Source organism: Paraburkholderia terrae (assembly GCF_002902925.1).
In the GTDB taxonomy this organism is placed as follows: domain Bacteria; phylum Pseudomonadota; class Gammaproteobacteria; order Burkholderiales; family Burkholderiaceae; genus Paraburkholderia; species Paraburkholderia terrae.
Genome location: NZ_CP026113.1, coordinates 1,742,573 through 1,761,049, shown reverse-complemented (window position 1 = coordinate 1,761,049; position 18,477 = coordinate 1,742,573). Strand labels below are relative to the sequence as shown.

Annotated in this window: 13 protein-coding genes; 4 read left to right on the top strand and 9 right to left on the bottom strand. The window is 60.8% G+C overall.

The annotated features are described in order from the left end of the window. Entirely contained in the window at nt 1–1,554 is a 1,554-nt protein-coding gene (locus C2L65_RS37615; RefSeq protein ID WP_042308713.1) for a serine hydrolase, read from the top strand. Between the two features lie 94 nt (nt 1,555–1,648). Here the strand turns inward: C2L65_RS37615 and ald are convergent, their stop codons facing one another. Beyond that, nucleotides 1,649–2,767: an alanine dehydrogenase gene (ald, locus tag C2L65_RS37610; protein WP_042308711.1), complete on the bottom strand. Its 1,119-nt coding sequence runs from the start codon at nt 2,765–2,767 to the stop codon at nt 1,649–1,651. A 466-nt stretch (nt 2,768–3,233) separates the two neighbouring features. Here ald and C2L65_RS37605 point away from each other — a divergent pair, with 466 nt between their 5' ends. The 3 genes from C2L65_RS37605 to C2L65_RS37595 all read left to right on the top strand — a co-directional run bounded on the left by C2L65_RS37605 (nt 3,234) and on the right by C2L65_RS37595 (nt 7,533). Then, entirely contained in the window at nt 3,234–3,761 is a 528-nt protein-coding gene (locus C2L65_RS37605; protein WP_427910205.1) for a DUF3574 domain-containing protein, read from the top strand. Between the two features lie 220 nt (nt 3,762–3,981). Next, nucleotides 3,982–5,895 carry a DUF4153 domain-containing protein gene (locus C2L65_RS37600; RefSeq protein ID WP_052426881.1) on the top strand — a complete coding sequence of 638 codons (1,914 nt, stop codon included), beginning with the start codon at nt 3,982–3,984 and terminating at the stop codon, nt 5,893–5,895. A gap of 405 nt (nt 5,896–6,300) precedes the next feature. Next, on the top strand, nt 6,301–7,533 hold the full coding sequence (locus C2L65_RS37595; protein ID WP_081920983.1) for an ABC transporter substrate-binding protein: 1,233 nt from the start codon (nt 6,301–6,303) through the stop codon (nt 7,531–7,533). Between the two features lie 196 nt (nt 7,534–7,729). Here C2L65_RS37595 and C2L65_RS37590 read toward each other — a convergent pair whose 3' ends face one another. The 8 genes from C2L65_RS37590 to C2L65_RS37545 all read right to left on the bottom strand — a co-directional run bounded on the left by C2L65_RS37590 (nt 7,730) and on the right by C2L65_RS37545 (nt 18,412). Next, nucleotides 7,730–8,719, bottom strand: a complete 990-nt coding sequence (locus C2L65_RS37590; protein ID WP_042308707.1) for a helix-turn-helix domain-containing protein — start codon at nt 8,717–8,719, stop codon at nt 7,730–7,732. Nucleotides 8,720–9,110: 391 nt separating this feature from the next. Then, on the bottom strand, nt 9,111–9,566 hold the full coding sequence (locus C2L65_RS37585) for a RidA family protein (RefSeq protein WP_042308706.1): 456 nt from the start codon (nt 9,564–9,566) through the stop codon (nt 9,111–9,113). 1,402 nt (nt 9,567–10,968) lie between these two features. Continuing rightward, complete coding sequence (locus C2L65_RS37570; protein WP_042308700.1) at nt 10,969–11,661, bottom strand: ferredoxin reductase domain-containing protein; 693 nt, start codon at nt 11,659–11,661, stop codon at nt 10,969–10,971. A gap of 413 nt (nt 11,662–12,074) precedes the next feature. Continuing rightward, nucleotides 12,075–13,580: a DASS family sodium-coupled anion symporter gene (locus C2L65_RS37565; protein WP_042308698.1), complete on the bottom strand. Its 1,506-nt coding sequence runs from the start codon at nt 13,578–13,580 to the stop codon at nt 12,075–12,077. Between the two features lie 288 nt (nt 13,581–13,868). Beyond that, entirely contained in the window at nt 13,869–14,180 is a 312-nt protein-coding gene (locus C2L65_RS37560) for a DUF4148 domain-containing protein (RefSeq protein WP_042308697.1), read from the bottom strand. A gap of 208 nt (nt 14,181–14,388) precedes the next feature. Continuing rightward, the gene (locus C2L65_RS37555) at nt 14,389–15,375 is read right to left on the bottom strand and encodes a zinc-dependent alcohol dehydrogenase family protein (protein WP_042308695.1); all 987 of its coding nucleotides are present in this window, start codon (nt 15,373–15,375) and stop codon (nt 14,389–14,391) included. Nucleotides 15,376–15,438: 63 nt separating this feature from the next. Beyond that, on the bottom strand, nt 15,439–15,738 hold the full coding sequence (locus C2L65_RS37550; RefSeq protein ID WP_042308693.1) for a hypothetical protein: 300 nt from the start codon (nt 15,736–15,738) through the stop codon (nt 15,439–15,441). A gap of 181 nt (nt 15,739–15,919) precedes the next feature. Further along, entirely contained in the window at nt 15,920–18,412 is a 2,493-nt protein-coding gene (locus tag C2L65_RS37545) for a hypothetical protein (protein ID WP_042308691.1), read from the bottom strand. Nucleotides 18,413–18,477: the final 65 nt, after the last annotated feature.

The following is an 18,477-nucleotide window of genomic DNA, read 5'->3' as shown; positions in this document are numbered from 1 at the left end:
ATGACCTCAGGGCAAGGACGGCGGCGCTTTCTCGGCGCCGCGATGTGCGGGGCCGTCGCCGCGTGCGGCGGCTCCAGCGATTCGGCCAGCGGCAGCAATAGCGCAAACGCGGAAGCACCCGTACCCGGCGCGCAGATCGATGCCGCCATCGCGCAACTCGACACGCTCGCCAACAACCTGATGACGTCCACGGGCGTGCCCGGCATGTCGGTCGCCGTCGTGCGCAATCTTCAGACGGTCTACGCGAAGGGCTTCGGCACGCGGCTCCTCGGTTCGGGACTCGCCGTCGATCCCGACACGGTGTTTCAGCTCGCGTCGCTGTCGAAGCCGGTCGGCTCGATGGTGGTCGCGCATCAGATCGGCATCGGCACGGTGTCATGGGACACGCCCGTGCGCGCGCATTTGCCGTGGTTCACGCTGTCGGACGCGGATGTGAGCGCGCAAGTCTCCATCGGCGACGTGTACTCGCACCGCTCGGGCTTGCCGGATCACGCGGGCGATCTGCTGGAGGACATGGGCTACGACCAGACGACGATCTTGCAGCGCCTGCGCTATCTGCCGCTTACGCCGTTTCGCCGCTCTTACGCCTATACGAACTTCGGTCTGACAGCGGGCGCGATTTCAGTGGCGTCGGCGGCGGGCGTCGATTGGGCGACCCTGTCGGAGCAAGCGCTCTATCATCCGCTCGGCATGGCGAGCACGAGCTCGCGCTACGCCGATTTCATTGCGCGCGCGAACCGCGCCACCGGCCACGTGACGCGCAACGGCCAATGGGTGGTCGGCCTCGGTTCGATGCCCGACGCGCAATCGCCTGCAGGCGGCGTCAGCTCTTCTGCAAACGACATGGCGAAGTGGCTCGCCATGATGCTCGGCAACGGTGTCTTCAACGGCAATCGACTCGTCGATGCGACGGCGCTCAATGCAGCGATCAGCCCGCAATCGCAGACGGCCCCGGCGGGCAACGGGCAGAGCGCGAGCTACTATGGCTTCGGCTTCAACGTCGGTACGACGGCGGCGGGCCGTGCGAGCTATAGTCATTCGGGCGCATTCGGCGCGGGAGCAGCAACGAACTTCGTCGTGGTGCCTTCGACGGGCTGCGCAATCGTGGTGCTCACTAATGGCTGGCCGATCGGCGTTCCCGAAACGCTCACCGCGCAGTTCTTCGATCTCGTGCAGTTCGGCTCGATCCAGCGCGACTGGTTCAAGCTCTATAACGACGCGTTAGCCGGTATCGCCAGGCCAGCGGGCTCGCTCGTCGGCGTAGCGCCGCCCGTGTCGCCATTCCCGGCGCGCGCGCTTTCCACGTACACGGGCACCTACAACAACGACTACTACGGGCCAGCGCAGATCAGCGACGCGGGCGGATCACTGCTTCTGACGATCGGCGCAACGCCGTTGCGCTTGCCGCTGTCGCACTGGGACGGCGATACCTTCACGTTCACGCTCGTCAACGAAAACGCTGCGCCGGGGACGATTTCGAAGGTGTCGTTCCTGAGCAATCAGGTGACGCTCGAGTACTACAACGCGGAAGGGCTGGGCACGTTTGCGCGTTGATCGTCCCTTTTTCCCGATCGATGCCCGAACGGCAGCGAACAACCGACGGCCATCGTTCGCCACCATCGTTCGATAACCGCACTCCGTCTCTGGACTATCCAGCGACGACGACGCCTGCGTCTTCACAGGCGTAGCCCAGTGCTTCGGCGACTTCAGGACAGGTCACCGCGCCGAACGCCACATTCAGGCCGCGACGGAGATGCTCGTCGTCGGTGAGCGCCTTGCGCCAGCCTTTGTCCGCGATCTGCAGGACGAAAGGCAGTGTCGCGTTGTTCAGCGCGTAGGTGGACGTGCGCGGCACGCCGCCCGGCATGTTCGCCACGCAGTAATGCACGATCTCGCCCACCTTGTACGTCGGCTCAGCGTGCGTCGTGGCGTGTGCTGTTTCGCAGCATCCGCCCTGATCGATGGCGACATCGACGATCGCCGAACCCGGACGCATCGCTTCGACCATCTTGCGCGTCACCAGCTTCGGCGCGGCCGCGCCGGGCACCAGCACACCGCCAATCACGAGGTCGGCCTCGAGCACGTGTTGTTCGATGTTGTCCTGATTCGAATACACGGTGATCACGCGCGCGCCAAGCAGGCGGTCCATGCGCCGCAACACGTCGACGTTGCGGTCGATCACGACGACCTGCGCACCCGTGCCGACGGCGATCTGCGCCGCGTTCGAGCCGACCACGCCGCCGCCGAGAATGACGATTCTCGCGGACGGCACGCCCGCCACGCCGCCGAGCAAGATGCCCTTGCCGCCGTGAGCGCACTCCAGGCAAAACGCTCCCGCCTGAATCGACATGCGTCCCGCGACTTCGGACATCGGCGCAAGCAGTGGCAGCCCGCCAGCGGGCTGGGTGACGGTTTCGTACGCGATGCAGACTGCGTTGCTTTTCACGAGATCGGCGCACTGTTGCGGGTCGGGTGCGAGGTGCAGGTAGGTGAAGAGAATCTGTCCGTCGCGCAGCATCGCGCGTTCGACAGCTTGCGGTTCTTTGACCTTGACGATCATGTCGGCGGCCGCAAAGACCTCCTCGGCGCCAGGCAGCACGTCTGCGCCTGCTGTTCTGTACGCATCGTCGGATGCGCCGATGCCACTGCCCGCGCCCGTCTCCACGCTGACCTTGTGTCCGTGCGCAATGATCTCCCGCACGGATGACGGCGTGAGGCCCACGCGATATTCGTGGTTCTTGATCTCCTTCGGAACGCCTATGTGCATATAGCCTCCTGTGTGAACTGCATGTCTCACGCGAAATTATTTGATTTATGCGATTCGTCAGAGGCTCACCCAAACCCGTGAGCCGCCGGCGCGCGAGGGTTTAGCCGACGCTAACGCACGCAGGTTGCGACGGATGCATCGAAACGGATGCGTGCGGGAAGCGGGGGCGGGACGCATGAGACGCGCCGGTATGTCCGCCCGGTGTATAGGGCTGCAGGCAGCATTTCCAAGAATAATATCGATGGTCTGGCAGTGGTTGTTAATGTAATTTTGTTCGGTTTTGGTTGAAACGCCTGCGGTGACCTGTCAGCGTAGCCGAGGCGAGACGCGATTGAACGCGCGTCCGGGACAGACGCTGGACTGCGAACGCCAGCCACACGGTTCCAGCAAACTATTGCGTCCATCGGTTGAATCCGCCAGTTGCTCCGTCGGTACTTTGAACAGCTCACTTCGAAAAGAAACCACCATGCAGACTTTCCGGACCAGGATGCTCGTTGCGTCGTTGTCGTTCGTTGCGCTTACCGCTTGCCAGGTGAGCAGTCATCCCACGCAGATTGGCGCGGCTGCGAACGGACCTGGCGGCGACGTTGCGACCAGTGGTGCCCCAGCAGTTGTCGGCGCATCGGATGCAGCGGGTTCGGCACAATCGCTGTGCGGCAAGATCAATGGCACGAAGGAAATCGCCGCCGACCTGTTCTTCGGCCGCGACGTGAAGGGAGGACGTCCCGTTTCCGACGCGGAGATCAGGCAGTTTCTTGCGGACGTCGTGACACCAAGGTTTCCCGGCGGCTTCACCACGTGGCGCACACAGGGTCAATGGCTGGACCGGGACACGCGTCATGTCGTGCGCGAAGATGGCTTCGTCGTGAATATCGTCGCGACCGGCACGCAGGACACGCTAGATCGTCTCGGCGAGATTCGCCGCGAGTACATCAAGCGGTTCCGTCAACAGGCAGTCGGCCTCGTGCTGACCGATGCGTGCGCGTCTTTTTGATATGCATGGCGCCGCGCACGGTGAGTCCACGCGCCGTGTCGTCGATTTGTCGATGTCGGCACGATGCTCGAAGCGGGTGGCGGCTGAGGGCCGACTTCAGCCGACCGTATCGGGCGGCAGTCGGCCCAGAAGCGGTCAGTCGATCGCAACATCCTGATCGTCGAAATGACGCGTGTGCCCATCGACGCCTGGACACTGTGGCCAGAATCGGTCGCATATAATGGCTTTGAACTCGAACACGGCGTTTGCCCCGCCCGCAGGGGGCGGTCAGGCAGGCGCGAATGAGAAAAAACATAATCGGGAAAGCGGGTTGGAGATGGAAAACAATCAGCAGGAGACACCGCAGGCTGCTCAAGGTCGAGATCTCTTCGCGCCGCGGCTCCTCACCGGCATTTTTCAGGGATTAGTGCTGTATCTGCTCATGAACGCTGCGCATAATCGCAGCGGCATCACAACTATCCCGCTTCTATTCTTTCCGCTGCTTCTCGTTACCCTATTCATCCCAACGGCGTTTATCGTGGGCCTGCGACGAATGAGGGGAGCCAGGCTCGCGATGTGGGCCACCGTGTTCGCCGCAGTCGTGGCAGTGCTTGGCTGTCACGACGCGTGGCGATCGGCAGGTGCTGACATTGTCGGAATGCAATCATTCGGCCGCGTCGGGGTTTCGTTGCCTTCAATGGCAGTGACCTTCTATAGCGGCGTGATCGTGTTCATCGCTTATTGCCTCGTTCTCTCCGGCGAGGCGGCAAGGTCGTGGTTTGCCCCCTACGAGTCGTACTTCGAATTCAGCTGGAAACTTGGGCTCCAGGTCTGGCTGTCCGGGTTGTTCGTATGTGCGCTCTTTCTTGTGCTCTGGTTGGGGGCGGCGCTCTTCGCGTTGCTGAAGCTGACTTTCCTCCAGCAACTTCTGCGCGAATCGTGGTTCAACATTCCCGTGAGCGCGATGGCGTTTGCGTCGGCCCTGCACATCACCGATGTGAGGCCAGACATCATCCGGGGTTCGCGCACGCTTGTGCTGTCGCTACTCTCGTGGCTGCTGCTGGTCCTCGTTGTGATCGTTGGCGGATTCCTCGCATCGCTGCCGCTCACCGGACTCGGATTGCTATGGGCCACGCGGTCTGCTACGTGGATCCTGCTCGGCGTCGCGGCGCTGAAAATAGTCTTCGTGAACGCCGTCTTCAAGGGCGGCCCAGGGTCTGATCTGCCACCGCGAGTGCTGCGTCTCTGTATGAGGATTTCATGCCTGATGCTTCCCGTGCTGGTGATACTTGCGACTTACGCGCTCGCCCTGCGCATCAAGCAGTATGGGCTCACGCCGCACCGCATTTTGGCCTGTGCCGGAACATTCGTGGCTTATTTCTATGCCATCGGCTATGCATGGGCGGCGCTCGCTCGCACTGACACCCTCGCGAAGATCGCGCCTGTGAACGTGATCGCGGCGTGGGTATCAGTCGCTGTCCTCGTTGCTGTATTCACGCCGCTGGCTGACCCGGCACGTCTGTCAGTGGACAACCAGGTCGACCGTCTCCTGGCGGGAAAGGTTGAGCCCGAGAAATTCGATTACAACTTCTTGCGGTACAGATCCGCGAGATACGGGCTGCAGGCGCTCGCGCGCCTGCAGGGAGAGACTAAGGCACCTAATGCCGCGACCGTTCGCGAACTGAGCGCGCAGGCTGCACGTCAGCCTGGTCAAGGCATTTTGGGGGCAACCCGCCCGGATGCCGCGATGCTCGCGCTCAACATAGTGTCGCGCACTCCCGGGCAGCCAGTTCCGGCGTCATTTCTCTCGACGGACTGGAAGCGGGTCACGCAAAACTGGATGCTTCCAGCCTGCCTGAACGTTGCCTCGGTGAAATGCGACGCTTACCTCGTCGACCTAACCGGCGATCACAAGTCGAACGTTGTGCTCTTCCCGAACAGCGGAAGTATTGGATTCGTGTTTGATCAGGCCAGCGATGGAGCGTGGCAACTGGTGGGCAAGTTTTCGATCGCACCGAACTGTGTTGCGCTTCGTGATGCCTTGGCGAAGGGGACGTTTCAGCTCGTTGAGCCGCGCCTGCGAGACATTCAGGTCAATGGTGAACGCATCGAAGTAGAGACGACGCCGGCGCCCGACGCAGCGTGCTCGAGATAGCAGGGCAGTTGAGTGGCGGCTGCGACACTGTTAATTCTCATTTGACAACGTGTCAACCAGATCGGCCTCGACAACAAGCGACCGTTCGTTCGAAAATCAACCTCAAACCTTCGCCATCCATAGGTGTACCCAGCGTCTGGGGGATTGATCGTGAACTGCACGGGTGTCACGTTCGAGCATCTTGAGCCGATGGCTGGTGTTGGAACGCGTCACGCCAAGGTTTAGCGCCCGCGGCGCTCATGCTGCGCGAATCGGCGATTTTCACGAAAAGCCGGAACAGATCGAGGCCCATAGATTTGCACGAGCGTGACGCAGTAAAAGAGGTGCCCATATTGAGGGCGTTGCGAGCGTTCGCGGCCACAACGCCACGCGGTTATTGACACCCGTGATGACAGGAGAGAGACGATGTGGAAAAGAGGGAAAGCGATCTTGCTGGCGACCTGTACGGCGTCAGCGACGCTCTTGAGTGCATCGGCAATTGCTGCGCAGGCGAAGTTGTCGGATGGCGTGGTCAAGATCGGAGTCCTGACCGACATGTCGAGCATCTATTCGACGCTCGGCGGACGCGGGGCCGTGCAAGCCGTCAAAATGGCGGCGGACGACTTCATGAAGGAAAACCCCGACATCAAGGTGGAAGTCGTCTACGCGGACCATCAGAGCAAAGCCGACATCGCGGCGAGTAAAGCGCGCGAATGGTTCGACCGTGACAACGTTGACATGGTTACCGATCTGACGAACTCGAGTGTCGCCTTTGCTGTTATCGACCTGGCCCGTCAACGAAACAAGATTGCCATCGCGACGGGCCCGGCAAGTTCAGAGATCACCAATTCGAAATGCACGCCCGTCAGCGTTCAATATGTGTATGACACGTACGCCCTGGGCCGTACGACCGCACGCGAGATGATGCGGCAAGGCGGTAAGACCTGGTACTTTGTCGCGGCCGATTACGCGTTCGGCAAAGCATTGGTCGGCGATGCGTCGAATGCCATCAAGTCGGAGGGTGGCAGCGTTCTCGGGACTGCGTGGGCCCCGATGCATACCTCCGATTTCTCGACTTACCTGATGCAGGCGCAGTCCTCCGGTGCCAAGGTGATCGGATTGGCCAATGCGGGCGGCGATTTTGTCAATGCGATGAAAGCGGCGCAGCAATTCGGGCTCACGCGTACGGGTGGGCCCCAGATGGTGGGCTTGCTGGTCTTTCTTGCGGACGTGCATGCGATCGGGTTGCAAGCAGCGCAGGGCCTCGAATTCTCCACCGCGTTTTACTGGGATCGCGATGAGGAGACGCGCAAGTGGAGCAAACGGTTCTTTGAATCGGCGAAGCGTATGCCGGAGCAGACGGACGCGGGGGACTATTCGTCGACCTTGCATTACCTGCGGGCGGTAAAGGCCGCCGGAACCGACGAAACCGGCGTGGTCATGAAGAAAATGCGCGAGTTGCCGATCAACGACTTCTTTGCGAAGAACGGAAGAATTCGCGAGGATGGCCTGATGGTGCATGACATGTATCTCGTGGAGGCCAAGAAGCCTTCCGAGTCGAAATACCCATGGGATTACTACACCGTAAAGGCCGTCATACCGGGTGAGAAGGCATTCAGGCCATTGGCGGAAAGTGCATGTGCGCTTGTCAAGAAATAGTGTCGATTGATGTTCGGCGAACGGAAATCTCCCACGCCGCATAAACGCTTCCGTTCGCTGCAATGGACGATGTCGCCGAACTGGGCGGCAGCATCGTCGTCGGTCGCTCTGTTCGCTGCGTGCAATCAGCGAGCGGACAGCGGACAACGGCCATTGCTTTCCGCCATGCCCTCCGGGCAGGCGCTAAAATGCCGGGTTACGGCTGTTCGGCATGACGATATCGGTAGTCGTTCAGTCGCATTTCCTGGGGTGTCATCTCATAGGTGCGCCGAAAGGCCCGCGCAAAGTCGGATGCGCTTTTGAAGCCGACTGAATAGCCAATGTCCTTGATAGGGACCTTTGGAAACCGAACGAGATCGTCCGCGGCGGCGCGCAAACGAAGATGACGGATGTAAGCACCAAGCCCGCCTTCATGTTCGAACAGCCGATAAATTGTGCTGCGCGGAAGCCCCAACGATTCGATTACGCTCTCGGGCGATAGCCCCGACTCATGCAGGTTGGCGCGAACATGCCGTCGTGCAGATTCGAACATCAGCGCGCGGCTAATGGCTCGCTTGCTGCCGCTCAAACCAGCTTCTTCCCCGAATGCGGCCGCAATCAGTTGAACGAGGTCGGTGACCCCGCGACGAGCGTCCTCGAACTGCATGTACCGGAAGTTCTCGACAAGCATCCTGGCGCGCTGGACGATAAGCCGCGTGCCATGCCTGTTTGGTTCGAGCATGCGGCCGTGTATTGCTCCCGGGTCAGCGAATACGTGCTCCAGTTGGTTGCGGGGCACAACAAGCGTGATGTACCGGCACGCGTGGCGTGCCAGGCGTATGGGTTGATCGAGATCCGTGGCAAATACGCTGCCCCCCAACACGGTGTACTCACGCTTCGTGGCGTGCGTCATTGCCGAATGGTTTTCACCATCCAGGAAAATGGTAAAACCGATGCCGCGCGCGGCATCGCGCGAAATGCGGGCGATGGTGCGCTCGATCACGACATCATCCGTATAGGTGTCGCTCATGCGGAATTCGCCGATATCGTAACGGTCGTTAATGCAGATAAAGGGCTGTCGGAGCTGCTCATGCGACGGCACTACCTCGATAACATGGCCAAGCTGCTCCCAATAAGCCAGAAGTTGCTGCTGAAGTGGCAGCCCGGCAACATCGAATCGGTTGTAAGCGATGCCATTCGCGCGCATAAACAGTGATCCTTTGACAACGTAGGGCGACACGCATGCAGTCCGGTAACGAGAGACTGGCGGTGGCGATCTCGCGATTGATTGCCAGGCGAGCGATGAGGGGGTACCCCGGCGCCTCGCCATCCCGTCAACCCTGTCAGCGGTGCAAGATTACCTCAATATCGCCCATTTTCACCTGCGCCAATTGGCGACGTGAAGTGGCTTCCCATTGTCGCCGATTGAAGTTAGCGACGAGCGGTTGCGGTGATTCAGCGCGGTCGTCGACAATCGCGATTAAGGTTGACTCAAACTTTGCACTCCCGCGTCGGTACCCGATCTGTAAACAGGACCGACACGAATGGACAATCCTAACTGTCACGCAGGGCGAGGTATCGCGTGAATCGGCACATCTTCATCGTTTCAATTCGAAGATGCTGTCGATCTCAACCGGGATGCCCATCGGCAACGTATGCACGCCAAGCGCGCTTCGAGCCGGAAGCTTGTCTTGTCCAAACAATGTCAGCAAGAGGTCACTGGCGCCATTGGCTACTTGCGGATGCTGGGTGAACGACTGTTCAGCACGCACGTAGACTGTCAGTCGGCTGCATCTCTCGACGTTGTCGAGCCCGCATGCCTGATCGACGCAGGCCAGGATCATGAGCATCGTCAGACGTGCTGCGTGCTGAGCCCTTTCCAGAGACACGTCGCCGCCGACTATTCCGACGATTGGCTTGCCATCCTCGAAGGGCCCGAGACCGGAGACATAGAGCTGACTCCCCGAAACGGAGACCGTTCGATAGGAGCCGAGCGGGTCGATGGGCGGCGGCAATTTGAGGCCCGCTTGTGCAAGGCGTTCGGATACGTTCATGTTCGGCTCAGAGTGACGTGGTGAAACAATAGAGTAACTTAGTCTTAGTCAGTCCTGTTCGATGCAATGGGTTCGAAAGTCCACTATAAAGTACGTCAACTGGTAGTTAAGGGTCGACTGGTGCCCGACGCACCGATCCATGGCCGACCACGCCGGCCGTTCTACGTCAGCCCGGGTTCGGCCAGGACCGGTCAGTCGACATGGTCGCTCAGATCGTCGAGAATCCCGCCCAGCGCCTTCGCTGTTACCAACCGATCTTCCCGCTAAAAGTAGCGAGAACCTGACGGAGCCTTCTGTGGCATGTGATCAATGTGCGGATCTTTGCGTTCGTTACGCAATCAGACATCCTCGCGAGCTACGTAAAGCGATACAGATCGCTGCAGAGAACATCGCCGATAAAACAATCGTAGAGGTGATTCCCGAGAATCCTTGGGTCTCCGTCTCGTTCGTTGAACTCGCGAAAGGCGCAGCTTGGGACGACTTCGTTGAGTACCATTTTCGCTGCCGGCATTGCGATGAGGAGTTCTGGTTGCATGCGGAAACGTATCACGGCAGCGGTGGATACTGGGAACCGAAAGACCCGAAATCCATACGCGAAAACGTTGCCAACTAACCGCGAGCGGCCAGATTCAGACGTTCGACTTGAGCGCTCGAATCGTCGATAGTTCCTTTCACCCTTCAGCTTCAGCGGAGAGCACCGCTCGTATGTGAGGACGCAGCCGTCGCACTTGGAACTGAAACACAACGACGTAGCTTAGGATCACGACCATGACGCTAGCAATAGCGGGCAGCCAGCCCGGCAGTAGGGTGTCGTTGAGGCTGAAGAGTAAAGGGCACGGCACTGTGATGAATACAAGCCACCCGACCTGAAGTCTCAACTGACTACGCCCCTCTGCGCTTCCAGCGAGAACTGAGGCGGCCGTTTGAACCACGGCCCTGCGTCGAGTCCGTGGAACGGACACGAGTTCTGGAATCGAATCGTATGAAATGTGGATGCGCATCATTTTTGAATTATCTTCTGCTTACTTACGCGCGGTCCGCGAGATCCACGGCATACACTCAGTCACGGAAATTGGCGCCGGCACAGCTGAAGATTCGTCAACCGTAATATCGGTTTCGGTCAACTGAAAACGCTACGGCGAGAGCTTGATCGATCTCTGTTACTTTCATGGTCTTCTTCGACATAGCGATGCAATATCAGACCAATCGTTCGAACCCGACTGACGCTTCGCACGTGACAAATCTGTTTATCTTCTATTTCAACGGCCGTTTTCGGCAAATCTGAAGGGTTGCTCAGGGTCCGTCGTCAGGCACTGGACGGCGGGCGGCTTGCAAGACCGATGAGCGAATGTGCATCACCTGCGGAGAACGTGCCTCATTCACCGTGCCGTCACACTGCCGCTTAGCATGCCGTTTGGTCGCCAAGGGCAATTTTATGAACGTTCGCTGCATACACCCATTCGCGGGCCTGGCGCTCAATGAGATCCATGAACGCAGGGGGGCCGCTGCAGTAAACCTGTGTGTTGGCATGAGTCGGACTCATTGCGTGGGAACTCTTCTGCGCAAATAGATCATCGGACAGGCCGAAATGATGATAGACCTTACCGTGACTTCGAAGCGCGTCAAATTCTTCTCGAAGAACTGCGCGGTCGGCCGATCGGGCGAAGTTGTGTACCTCGAACCTTTGACCCGCCGATGCAAGCCGCTTCGCGATTCCCACGATCGATGCTGCGCCTATTCCGCCAGCAAACAGGATAGATCGCGCACGATCATCCAAAATTGTCGGCGGGCTTTGGGGAGAGCCGACAAACACTTCGTCTCGTTCATTCAACGGAAACCGGGATAGCAGACTACCCGTTCTGCCATCACCATCTTGTCTCGTGCCAACCACGTAACCATCTGACAGGGACGAAACACCGAGCAAGGGATAAATCCTTTCGTTGTCCCCAGTGCTATTCAGGCAGAGTGTGACACACGACCCATCGTTAAACGGCGGAAGCGCCGATTTTGACGTCGTTCGAAGTTCAACGGCATGGTACCCCTTGGCAATTTGCCATTTCCGGCTAACGATGACGGGAATCAGGTTGTCGCGCATGTCTTCTCCAATAGGACCTGCATCACAGATGGAACTCTAGCCGATACCGTGTCAGGGATGGAAACGCGAGGCGGGTGCTAGTGAGTCCGCAGTGGCAATCGGGCATCGAAACCCGCGCGGTTAAAGGCTTTGAGCGATTAGTGCAACGCTGGTATTTTCAGAGCGTACTTTCTGTATATGCTGCTGCTTTCATACCGATCCATGCACGATCGCCAATGATTAAATCTAGTCAATGCTCTTGTAACCTGGTGTGTTGCTTTGACTCTTCAATCTGCCCCTTGATTCAGCGAGCAAGGACTCTCCGACAGGAACGATATGCCGCCACGAACTGGCGGGCCTCGCATCACCTTCTAATTGTTCCAGACGCATTGCGTCGTCGCGGTCAGCAGGCGGAAGCAGGACGGGCTACTGCTTCACCAGAAGCCAAGCATCTTCCACCAGAGGCTGCCGACCACCGCGAAGATCAGCAACTCCACCACACACATCACAAAACCCACGCGCCACCAGGTTCCCATCGTGACATAGCCGCTACCGAAGATGATCGGCGAGGTGCCCGTCGCATAGTGGGTCAGCGTCATCATGATCGCCGAGCCGGCCGCCATCATCAGCATGAACGGCGCCACATACTCGGGTGGTATCAGATGGACCCCGACCGTCAGGAAGGCGAGCATCATCGCACTGATGTGCGCCGTCGTGCTGGCGAACAGGTAGTGTGACAAAACGAAGGCCAGCACCAGGATCGTGGCAGTGGCGCCCCAGCCGATACCGCTGGCAACGATCGCGCTCTTCATGGCTTCCGAGAACCAGGTGATCACGCCTTGCTTGTTCAGTTGCTCGGCCAGCATGATCAGCGCACCAAACCACACCAGCGTGTCCCAGGCGCTCTTCTCCGACAGCACATCGTCCCAGTCAATGGTGCCGGTGATGATCAGCAGGAACAGGCCGATGAAGGCGACCACTGTTGGATCCAGGATGAACGACGGACCGAACACCATCGCCGGCACGTCGGCCCACAGCAGCAGTAGCAGCGCGAAGGTCCCCAACATGACCATTTCCTTCGGCGACATGGGGCCCATCTTCGCCAGTTCGGCGCGGGCATACGCTACCGCATTGGGCGTGGCATGGAGTTGCGGCGGCGCCAGCACATAGATCACAAGTGGCATGACCAGCATGCATAGCAGGCCGGGCAGCATCATGCATAGAGCCCAGCTCGTCCAGGTCAGATGCAGGCTCTGATTGGTCGCCTTGGCGATGTAGTCCACCACCAGCGGATTGGGCGCGGTGGCGGTCAAAAACATCGCCGAGGTGATCGGGTTGGCGTGATAGTTGACCATCGCCAGGTAGGTGCCGACCTTGCCCTCCGTGCCCTTGGCGGGATCCGAGTCGAAAGCGTTGGCGATCGACTTCATGATCGGATGCACGATGCCGCCACCGCGCGCGGTATTGCTCGGTGTGAACGGCGCGAGCACCAGTTCACAGACGGCCAGACCATAGCCGATGCCTACCGTGCGCTTGCCGATCAGTGAGATGAATATCAGGCCGATGCGACTGCCCAGGCCGGTCTTCTTCAGCCCGCGGGAGATCAGGATGGCCACCACGATCAACCAGATCAGCGGACTGTCGAAGGCGGTCAGCGCATCGGCGATCGCCCCCTTGGACGAGGTCGAGGTCACCTGCGACAGCGAGAGGACGACGATTGCCATCACCGCCATGACCCCGATCGGCATGACCTTCAAAATAATCGCAACGATTGTTGTCAGAAATATGGCAACGAGGCCCCAAGCCTTGGGCTTCAGCCCCTCGGGCACAGGTAGCAGCAGCAGGGTTACCAGCACGGCCGTTGTGATCAGCGCGGGACCAAGTCGGAACGGGACAACGCTGTTGAAGTAGCGGAACGTCGCTTTTAGTCTTGTGAGCATTCTGCGATCCTTCCCGAAATAGTTGGCCGCGTCCGCTGGAACATAGTTCAGAGAGGTCCGTTTGGCAATGGGCAGCTTGCCTCTCTCCCGCACTTTCAGGAAGGCGCAGACGCTGATGTGTCGTGACGCACACGCAGCATGCATACTGTTCAACGGATGCCGGAAGGAAACGCGATGCGTGCAGCGATGGGTGGCCCCGGGTCGTTGGCGGCACAGCGCCGCGCTGCAATGCGACGCACAATTGCCGCGCGCTGAGTCAGAGAAGGTCCGTAGTGACTGCGGGGCTTCTCACCCGGGTTGAAGCTGCTTGCACTCGGTTTCGAACCAATGGTCGACCAGGCGCTGCGCGGCGTGTAGATTCTCTGGGAACTTTGGGTCGTCGTTCCACGGTGACGGGTTGTAGCCCGCTTTCCTCAGGGCCGAGAGCTCGCTTTGTTGTTGCGCCCTCGTCGGAGGCGCATTGGTTCTAAGCGCGGCAAGGTCACGGCACTCTGTTGGGCTCAGATGTGGGCCGCTTTGTGGCGCGCCGGCGGCGGCACATCCAGTCAGCAGGAGCGCCAACGCTGCAAGCGTCGAGCGGTTTCTCAGGAGGTTTTCCATAGCGTATCTCCACGCATCCGATTGGCGCAACGCAAGCGGCGCGATGCCGCCGGTCGCACGTGACTTCCGCGTTTATTTTGCCTTAGTCCAGTCACCGGAAGTCGCGCGCTATACAAAGAGAATAACGATCGCCGATCGCCCGCCGCACGAGTGGTTGACCCCCTGCACAGGTCGGTCGATCTTCTGATGGCGTTCGAACACTCCGCATTCAGCGCATCATCAACACCGCCGCCCCCGAGAGCCGCCCGCTGCGCAGATCGTCGAGCGCGCGGTTTGCGTCAGCGAGCGGATAGCGGGTCACTTCGATATCGAGTTGCGTGTCACCGGCGATCTTCATGAACGCTGCGCCGTCGGCGCGCGTCAGGTTCGCAACCGATACGACGCGGCGCTCGCCCCACAAGAACGCATACGGAAACGCGGGAATGTCGCTCATGTGAATGCCGCCGCACACGACGATACCGCCCTTGACGACCGCCTTCAGCGCGGCCGGCACGAGCGCGCCGACGGGCGCGAAGATCAGCGCGGCATCGAGCGGTTCGGGCGGCGCTTCATCGCTGCCGCCTGCCCATGTCGCGCCGAGCCTGCGCGCGAGTTGTTGTGCAGTATCGTCGCCTGGTCTCGTGAACGCGTACACCCCGCGGCCCTGATGACGCGCGACCTGCGCGACGATGTGCGCCGCCGCGCCGAAGCCATAAATGCCGATGCGCTTCGCGTCGCCCGCCATGCTGAGCGTCCGGTAGCCGATGAGACCGGCGCACAGCAGCGGGGCAGCTTGCGCGTCGTCGTAGCGCTGGGGCAACGGCAGGCAAAAACGATGATCGGCGATCACCTGCTCGGCGTAGCCGCCGTCGATCGTATAGCCGGTGAAACCGGGCGCGTCGCAGAGGTTCTCGCGGCTGCTCGCGCAATACGGACAGACGCCGCACGTGCTGCCGAGCCACGGTACGCCGACACGGTCGCCGATATCGAATGCCGTCACGTCCGTGCCGCGCGCCGCGACCCGGCCGACGATCTCATGCCCCGGAATCACGGGCCGTTTCGGCTCGCTCAATTCGCCATCCACGACATGCAGATCGGTCCGGCACACGCCGCATGCCAGCACGTCGATCAGCAACTCTCCCGCTGATGGCGCTCGCTGGGGCAACTCGCGTTCGGCCAGCGTGGGACTCGATCCGTCGAAAACCATTGCGCGCATGTTCGATCCTCCTCGCGTGGAATCCGCCAATGCCGCATCAGAGACGCGGCGACGCGCGACAGTTCAACCGCGCGGCGCGGATGCCGCGTCATCCGTGAGCCGCTTTTCAGCTTCCTCAGACGGCTGAGCGGGCAGCGCAATCGACGGGAGCCACGGCTGCCACGCGCGCATCCACATCGACCACATCGAGAACATCGACGCGAGGGAGAAAAGATCCGGTTGCAGAAACCACCGCGCGGCGGCTTCGACCGATGGTACGGCGGTAATGTGAATCGCGACGCTCTCTGCATTGCGGTCGGGCAGTTTGCGTCGCGTAATTTCTATATCGACGGTGGGCAGGCGGGCGGTCAGTTTCGTCTCCATGCTCGGCCTCGCAGTGACGGATCAGGTGCTGGGAGCGGGCGTGTCCGCGAAGAGACGCCCGACGGTGACGCGTTCAGCAAACTCTATCATGCAGCACTGCGTGAAGACTGCTGATGCAGCGGGCGAGGCGCGTTATGCGCGCGCCCACGCCCGAAGCACCGCAGTGCCGCCCGCGTACCGCTCAGCGCCGCCCGCCGTGGAATCCCCCGCCGCCGAAATGCGCGCCGCTGAATCCGTTGCCCCCGCCTCCGAAGTGCTGGCCGCCAAATCCGTCGCCCCCGCCAAATCCGCCGAAGTGCTGGCCGCCAAATCCGTCGCCTCCGCCGAATCCGCCGGCATGCTGGCTGAAGCGCTGCTCGCCCGTCGTGCGCGCGTCACGCTGCTGGTCGAGATCGCTGCCTGTCCTTTGGTCCGGTTGGGCCGATTGCCAGCCGTTAGACGTGTGCTGCTCCCACGACCCGCCGTCCGATCGACGATAGACATTGCCGTCGTGTCCCGCGTAGACGTCCCCGTTGTTCCACGCAACGGCATTGCCGCGCGACTGGTTGGTCACGATGCCTTTGCTGGCGGTCTGGTATTGCCCCGTCTGCGCGTTGCCGGAAACGCCGAATTCAGCAGCGCCAGCGCGGCCCGTGCGGGCGTTGTAACCGGCGACCTGACGGCCAGCCGCATAGTTGCCGTTGTACTGATTGCCGACGATACCGCCGCGACCCGCGCCTTCTCGCCCGGTGATGGGATTGGCGAACGAGCCTTGCCGGCCGGCGGCATAGTTGCCCGAGTACGGATTGAACGCGGCCCCGCGTGTACCCTGAAAGTGCGCGCCCGTGGCGGGGTTATAACCAGCGCCCGCCGTGCCCCGCCATTGCGTACCCGTCCATGCATTCCAGCCTGCCGTGTGCGTCACGGTGCCCTGGCCCCAGCGGCCGTAGAAATTCGCCTGGTTGATGTTCACGTTGTTCCAGCCGCCGCCCCAGTATCCGCCGCCCCAGTACGGTCCCCAGTAAGGCGACGCGCATCCCCAGATGGCTCCCGCTGCAAAGCCGAACGCAAAGCCCTCTGCCGCGCCCAGCGCGAAACTCGCGCCGTATCCATAGGTCTGCGGGTAGCCGTAGTAATACGCGCCGACATACGGCGGATACACATAACCCGTGCCATAGACGACCGTGCCTTGCGCATCGACGACGACCCCGAGATACCCCGGCGTATAGCCGACGACGACGGTATCGGGCGTCACCGAATAGATGTGGACGTACGTCACGTAGTGCAGCGGCGCGCTGATGGGAATCGTGTAGATCACGGGCGGGACCTCGGTTGCGACGGTCCAGCCGCCCATCGGCGAAATCGAGACGAACCAGACGCCGTTAGCTACGGCGTAGTAATGCGTCGAGTCGACTTCGATGACGGGCGTTGCCGTATTGACCGCATACCGCAGCGGCGTGCCCGCGATCGGCTCGAAGCGCGGCGCGCCATCGTACGAAACTTTGGTGGAGGCTTTCTGACGGGATATCGAGGCCGTCTGTGGAATGGAGGCAGCGATCGCTGCCTCTCGCGCTTGAGGCGTACCCGGAACGGACACCAGCACATTGGCCTTCGGATCGTTCGGAGAAATCTTCGCGAAGTCTGCGGGAAGCTGATTGCCCGGAACGTAAGTCCAGGGGCCGTTAGTCGTCGTCGCCTCGAACCAGCGCCCCGACACGAGCACGTAGTACTGGTTCGTCGTGGGATTCACGAACACGGCGTGATCGGTATTGGTGACGGTCAGCAGTCCCGTGCCGTCGACGGGCTTCAGCTGCGCGGGACCGTTCGTCACGATCAGTTCGGCCGGACGCGTCGCGACCAGCAGGGCGGGCGCCTGTGCAGCGGGCTTGCCGCTGGCGGGCAGCATCGGGTCGGCGGCGTTTTTTGCGGACGACTGCTTCGCGGCATCCGCGAGCGTATGCGACGGCGTTGCGAGGACGCTCCACGGTCCGTTCGTATCGCGCGCGTTGAACCAGTAGCCGGCCGCATGCAGATACAGCGTGCCGCCTGCATCACGCATCAGCAGCGCGCGGCTGTTCAGCGCGCGCTGGAAGCCCGTGCGCCCGACGTTTTGCCACGCAGGCGCGCCGTCGACCAGCACGAGCACGGTAGGCTGCGTCGCGAACACGATTTGTGGCGGGTCGTTTTTCACCGGCATGCGCATCGTTTGCGACAGCTCTTGCGATGCCGCGTAGCTCGTCTGCAGTTCGTCGAGCGGCACGCTCATGCCCGTTGCCGGCAGCCGCGCGAGCAACGATCGACGAACGCTGTCGGCGAGGCTCGCATCGGTTGGAACGGCGACGCTATTGATCTGGATCGCAGTGAGATTGACCAGCCCCGATGGCTTGTCGATATAGGCATTGGCGGAGAAATGCGCGACGCCAAAGGTCGGCGTTCCGTTTGCCTTGCCGACGGCAACTGCGGCGCGCCCCGAGATGCGATTGCCGTCCCACTTCTCGATTTGCGGCTGGTACATCTCAACATGCTCGCCACTCGCCTCAAAGTTGCGTGGCCAGTCAGCCTGCGTCGTGGGCACAGGGGCAGTCGCTGCGTACGACGGCGGGAGTTCCCAGGTGAATGCGGTGAGCGTCAACACCGACGCAACGATCTGAGTCAGCCTCAACTTCGCGCCGCGCGCTTTAAAGTTTGCGTTCATCTTCGAGATACCTCATCCAGTTATCGGTTGCTTGTCCAAAAGAAAAAAAAGCCGCCCCTGAAAGG

Bases quoted from the DNA above. Each gene is read 5' to 3' on its own strand.
- C2L65_RS37615 (WP_042308713.1), top strand. From the start codon at position 1: ATGACCTCAGGGCAAGGACGGCGGCGCTTTCTCGGCGCCGCGATGTGC.
- ald (WP_042308711.1), bottom strand. From the start codon at position 2,767: ATGCACATAGGCGTTCCGAAGGAGATCAAGAACCACGAATATCGCGTG.
- C2L65_RS37605 (WP_427910205.1), top strand. From the start codon at position 3,234: ATGCAGACTTTCCGGACCAGGATGCTCGTTGCGTCGTTGTCGTTCGTT.
- C2L65_RS37600 (WP_052426881.1), top strand. From the start codon at position 3,982: ATGGCTTTGAACTCGAACACGGCGTTTGCCCCGCCCGCAGGGGGCGGT.
- C2L65_RS37595 (WP_081920983.1), top strand. From the start codon at position 6,301: ATGTGGAAAAGAGGGAAAGCGATCTTGCTGGCGACCTGTACGGCGTCA.
- C2L65_RS37590 (WP_042308707.1), bottom strand. From the start codon at position 8,719: ATGCGCGCGAATGGCATCGCTTACAACCGATTCGATGTTGCCGGGCTG.
- C2L65_RS37585 (WP_042308706.1), bottom strand. From the start codon at position 9,566: ATGAACGTATCCGAACGCCTTGCACAAGCGGGCCTCAAATTGCCGCCG.
- C2L65_RS37570 (WP_042308700.1), bottom strand. From the start codon at position 11,661: ATGCGCGACAACCTGATTCCCGTCATCGTTAGCCGGAAATGGCAAATT.
- C2L65_RS37565 (WP_042308698.1), bottom strand. From the start codon at position 13,580: ATGCTCACAAGACTAAAAGCGACGTTCCGCTACTTCAACAGCGTTGTC.
- C2L65_RS37560 (WP_042308697.1), bottom strand. From the start codon at position 14,180: ATGGAAAACCTCCTGAGAAACCGCTCGACGCTTGCAGCGTTGGCGCTC.
- C2L65_RS37555 (WP_042308695.1), bottom strand. From the start codon at position 15,375: ATGCGCGCAATGGTTTTCGACGGATCGAGTCCCACGCTGGCCGAACGC.
- C2L65_RS37550 (WP_042308693.1), bottom strand. From the start codon at position 15,738: ATGGAGACGAAACTGACCGCCCGCCTGCCCACCGTCGATATAGAAATT.
- C2L65_RS37545 (WP_042308691.1), bottom strand. From the start codon at position 18,412: ATGAACGCAAACTTTAAAGCGCGCGGCGCGAAGTTGAGGCTGACTCAG.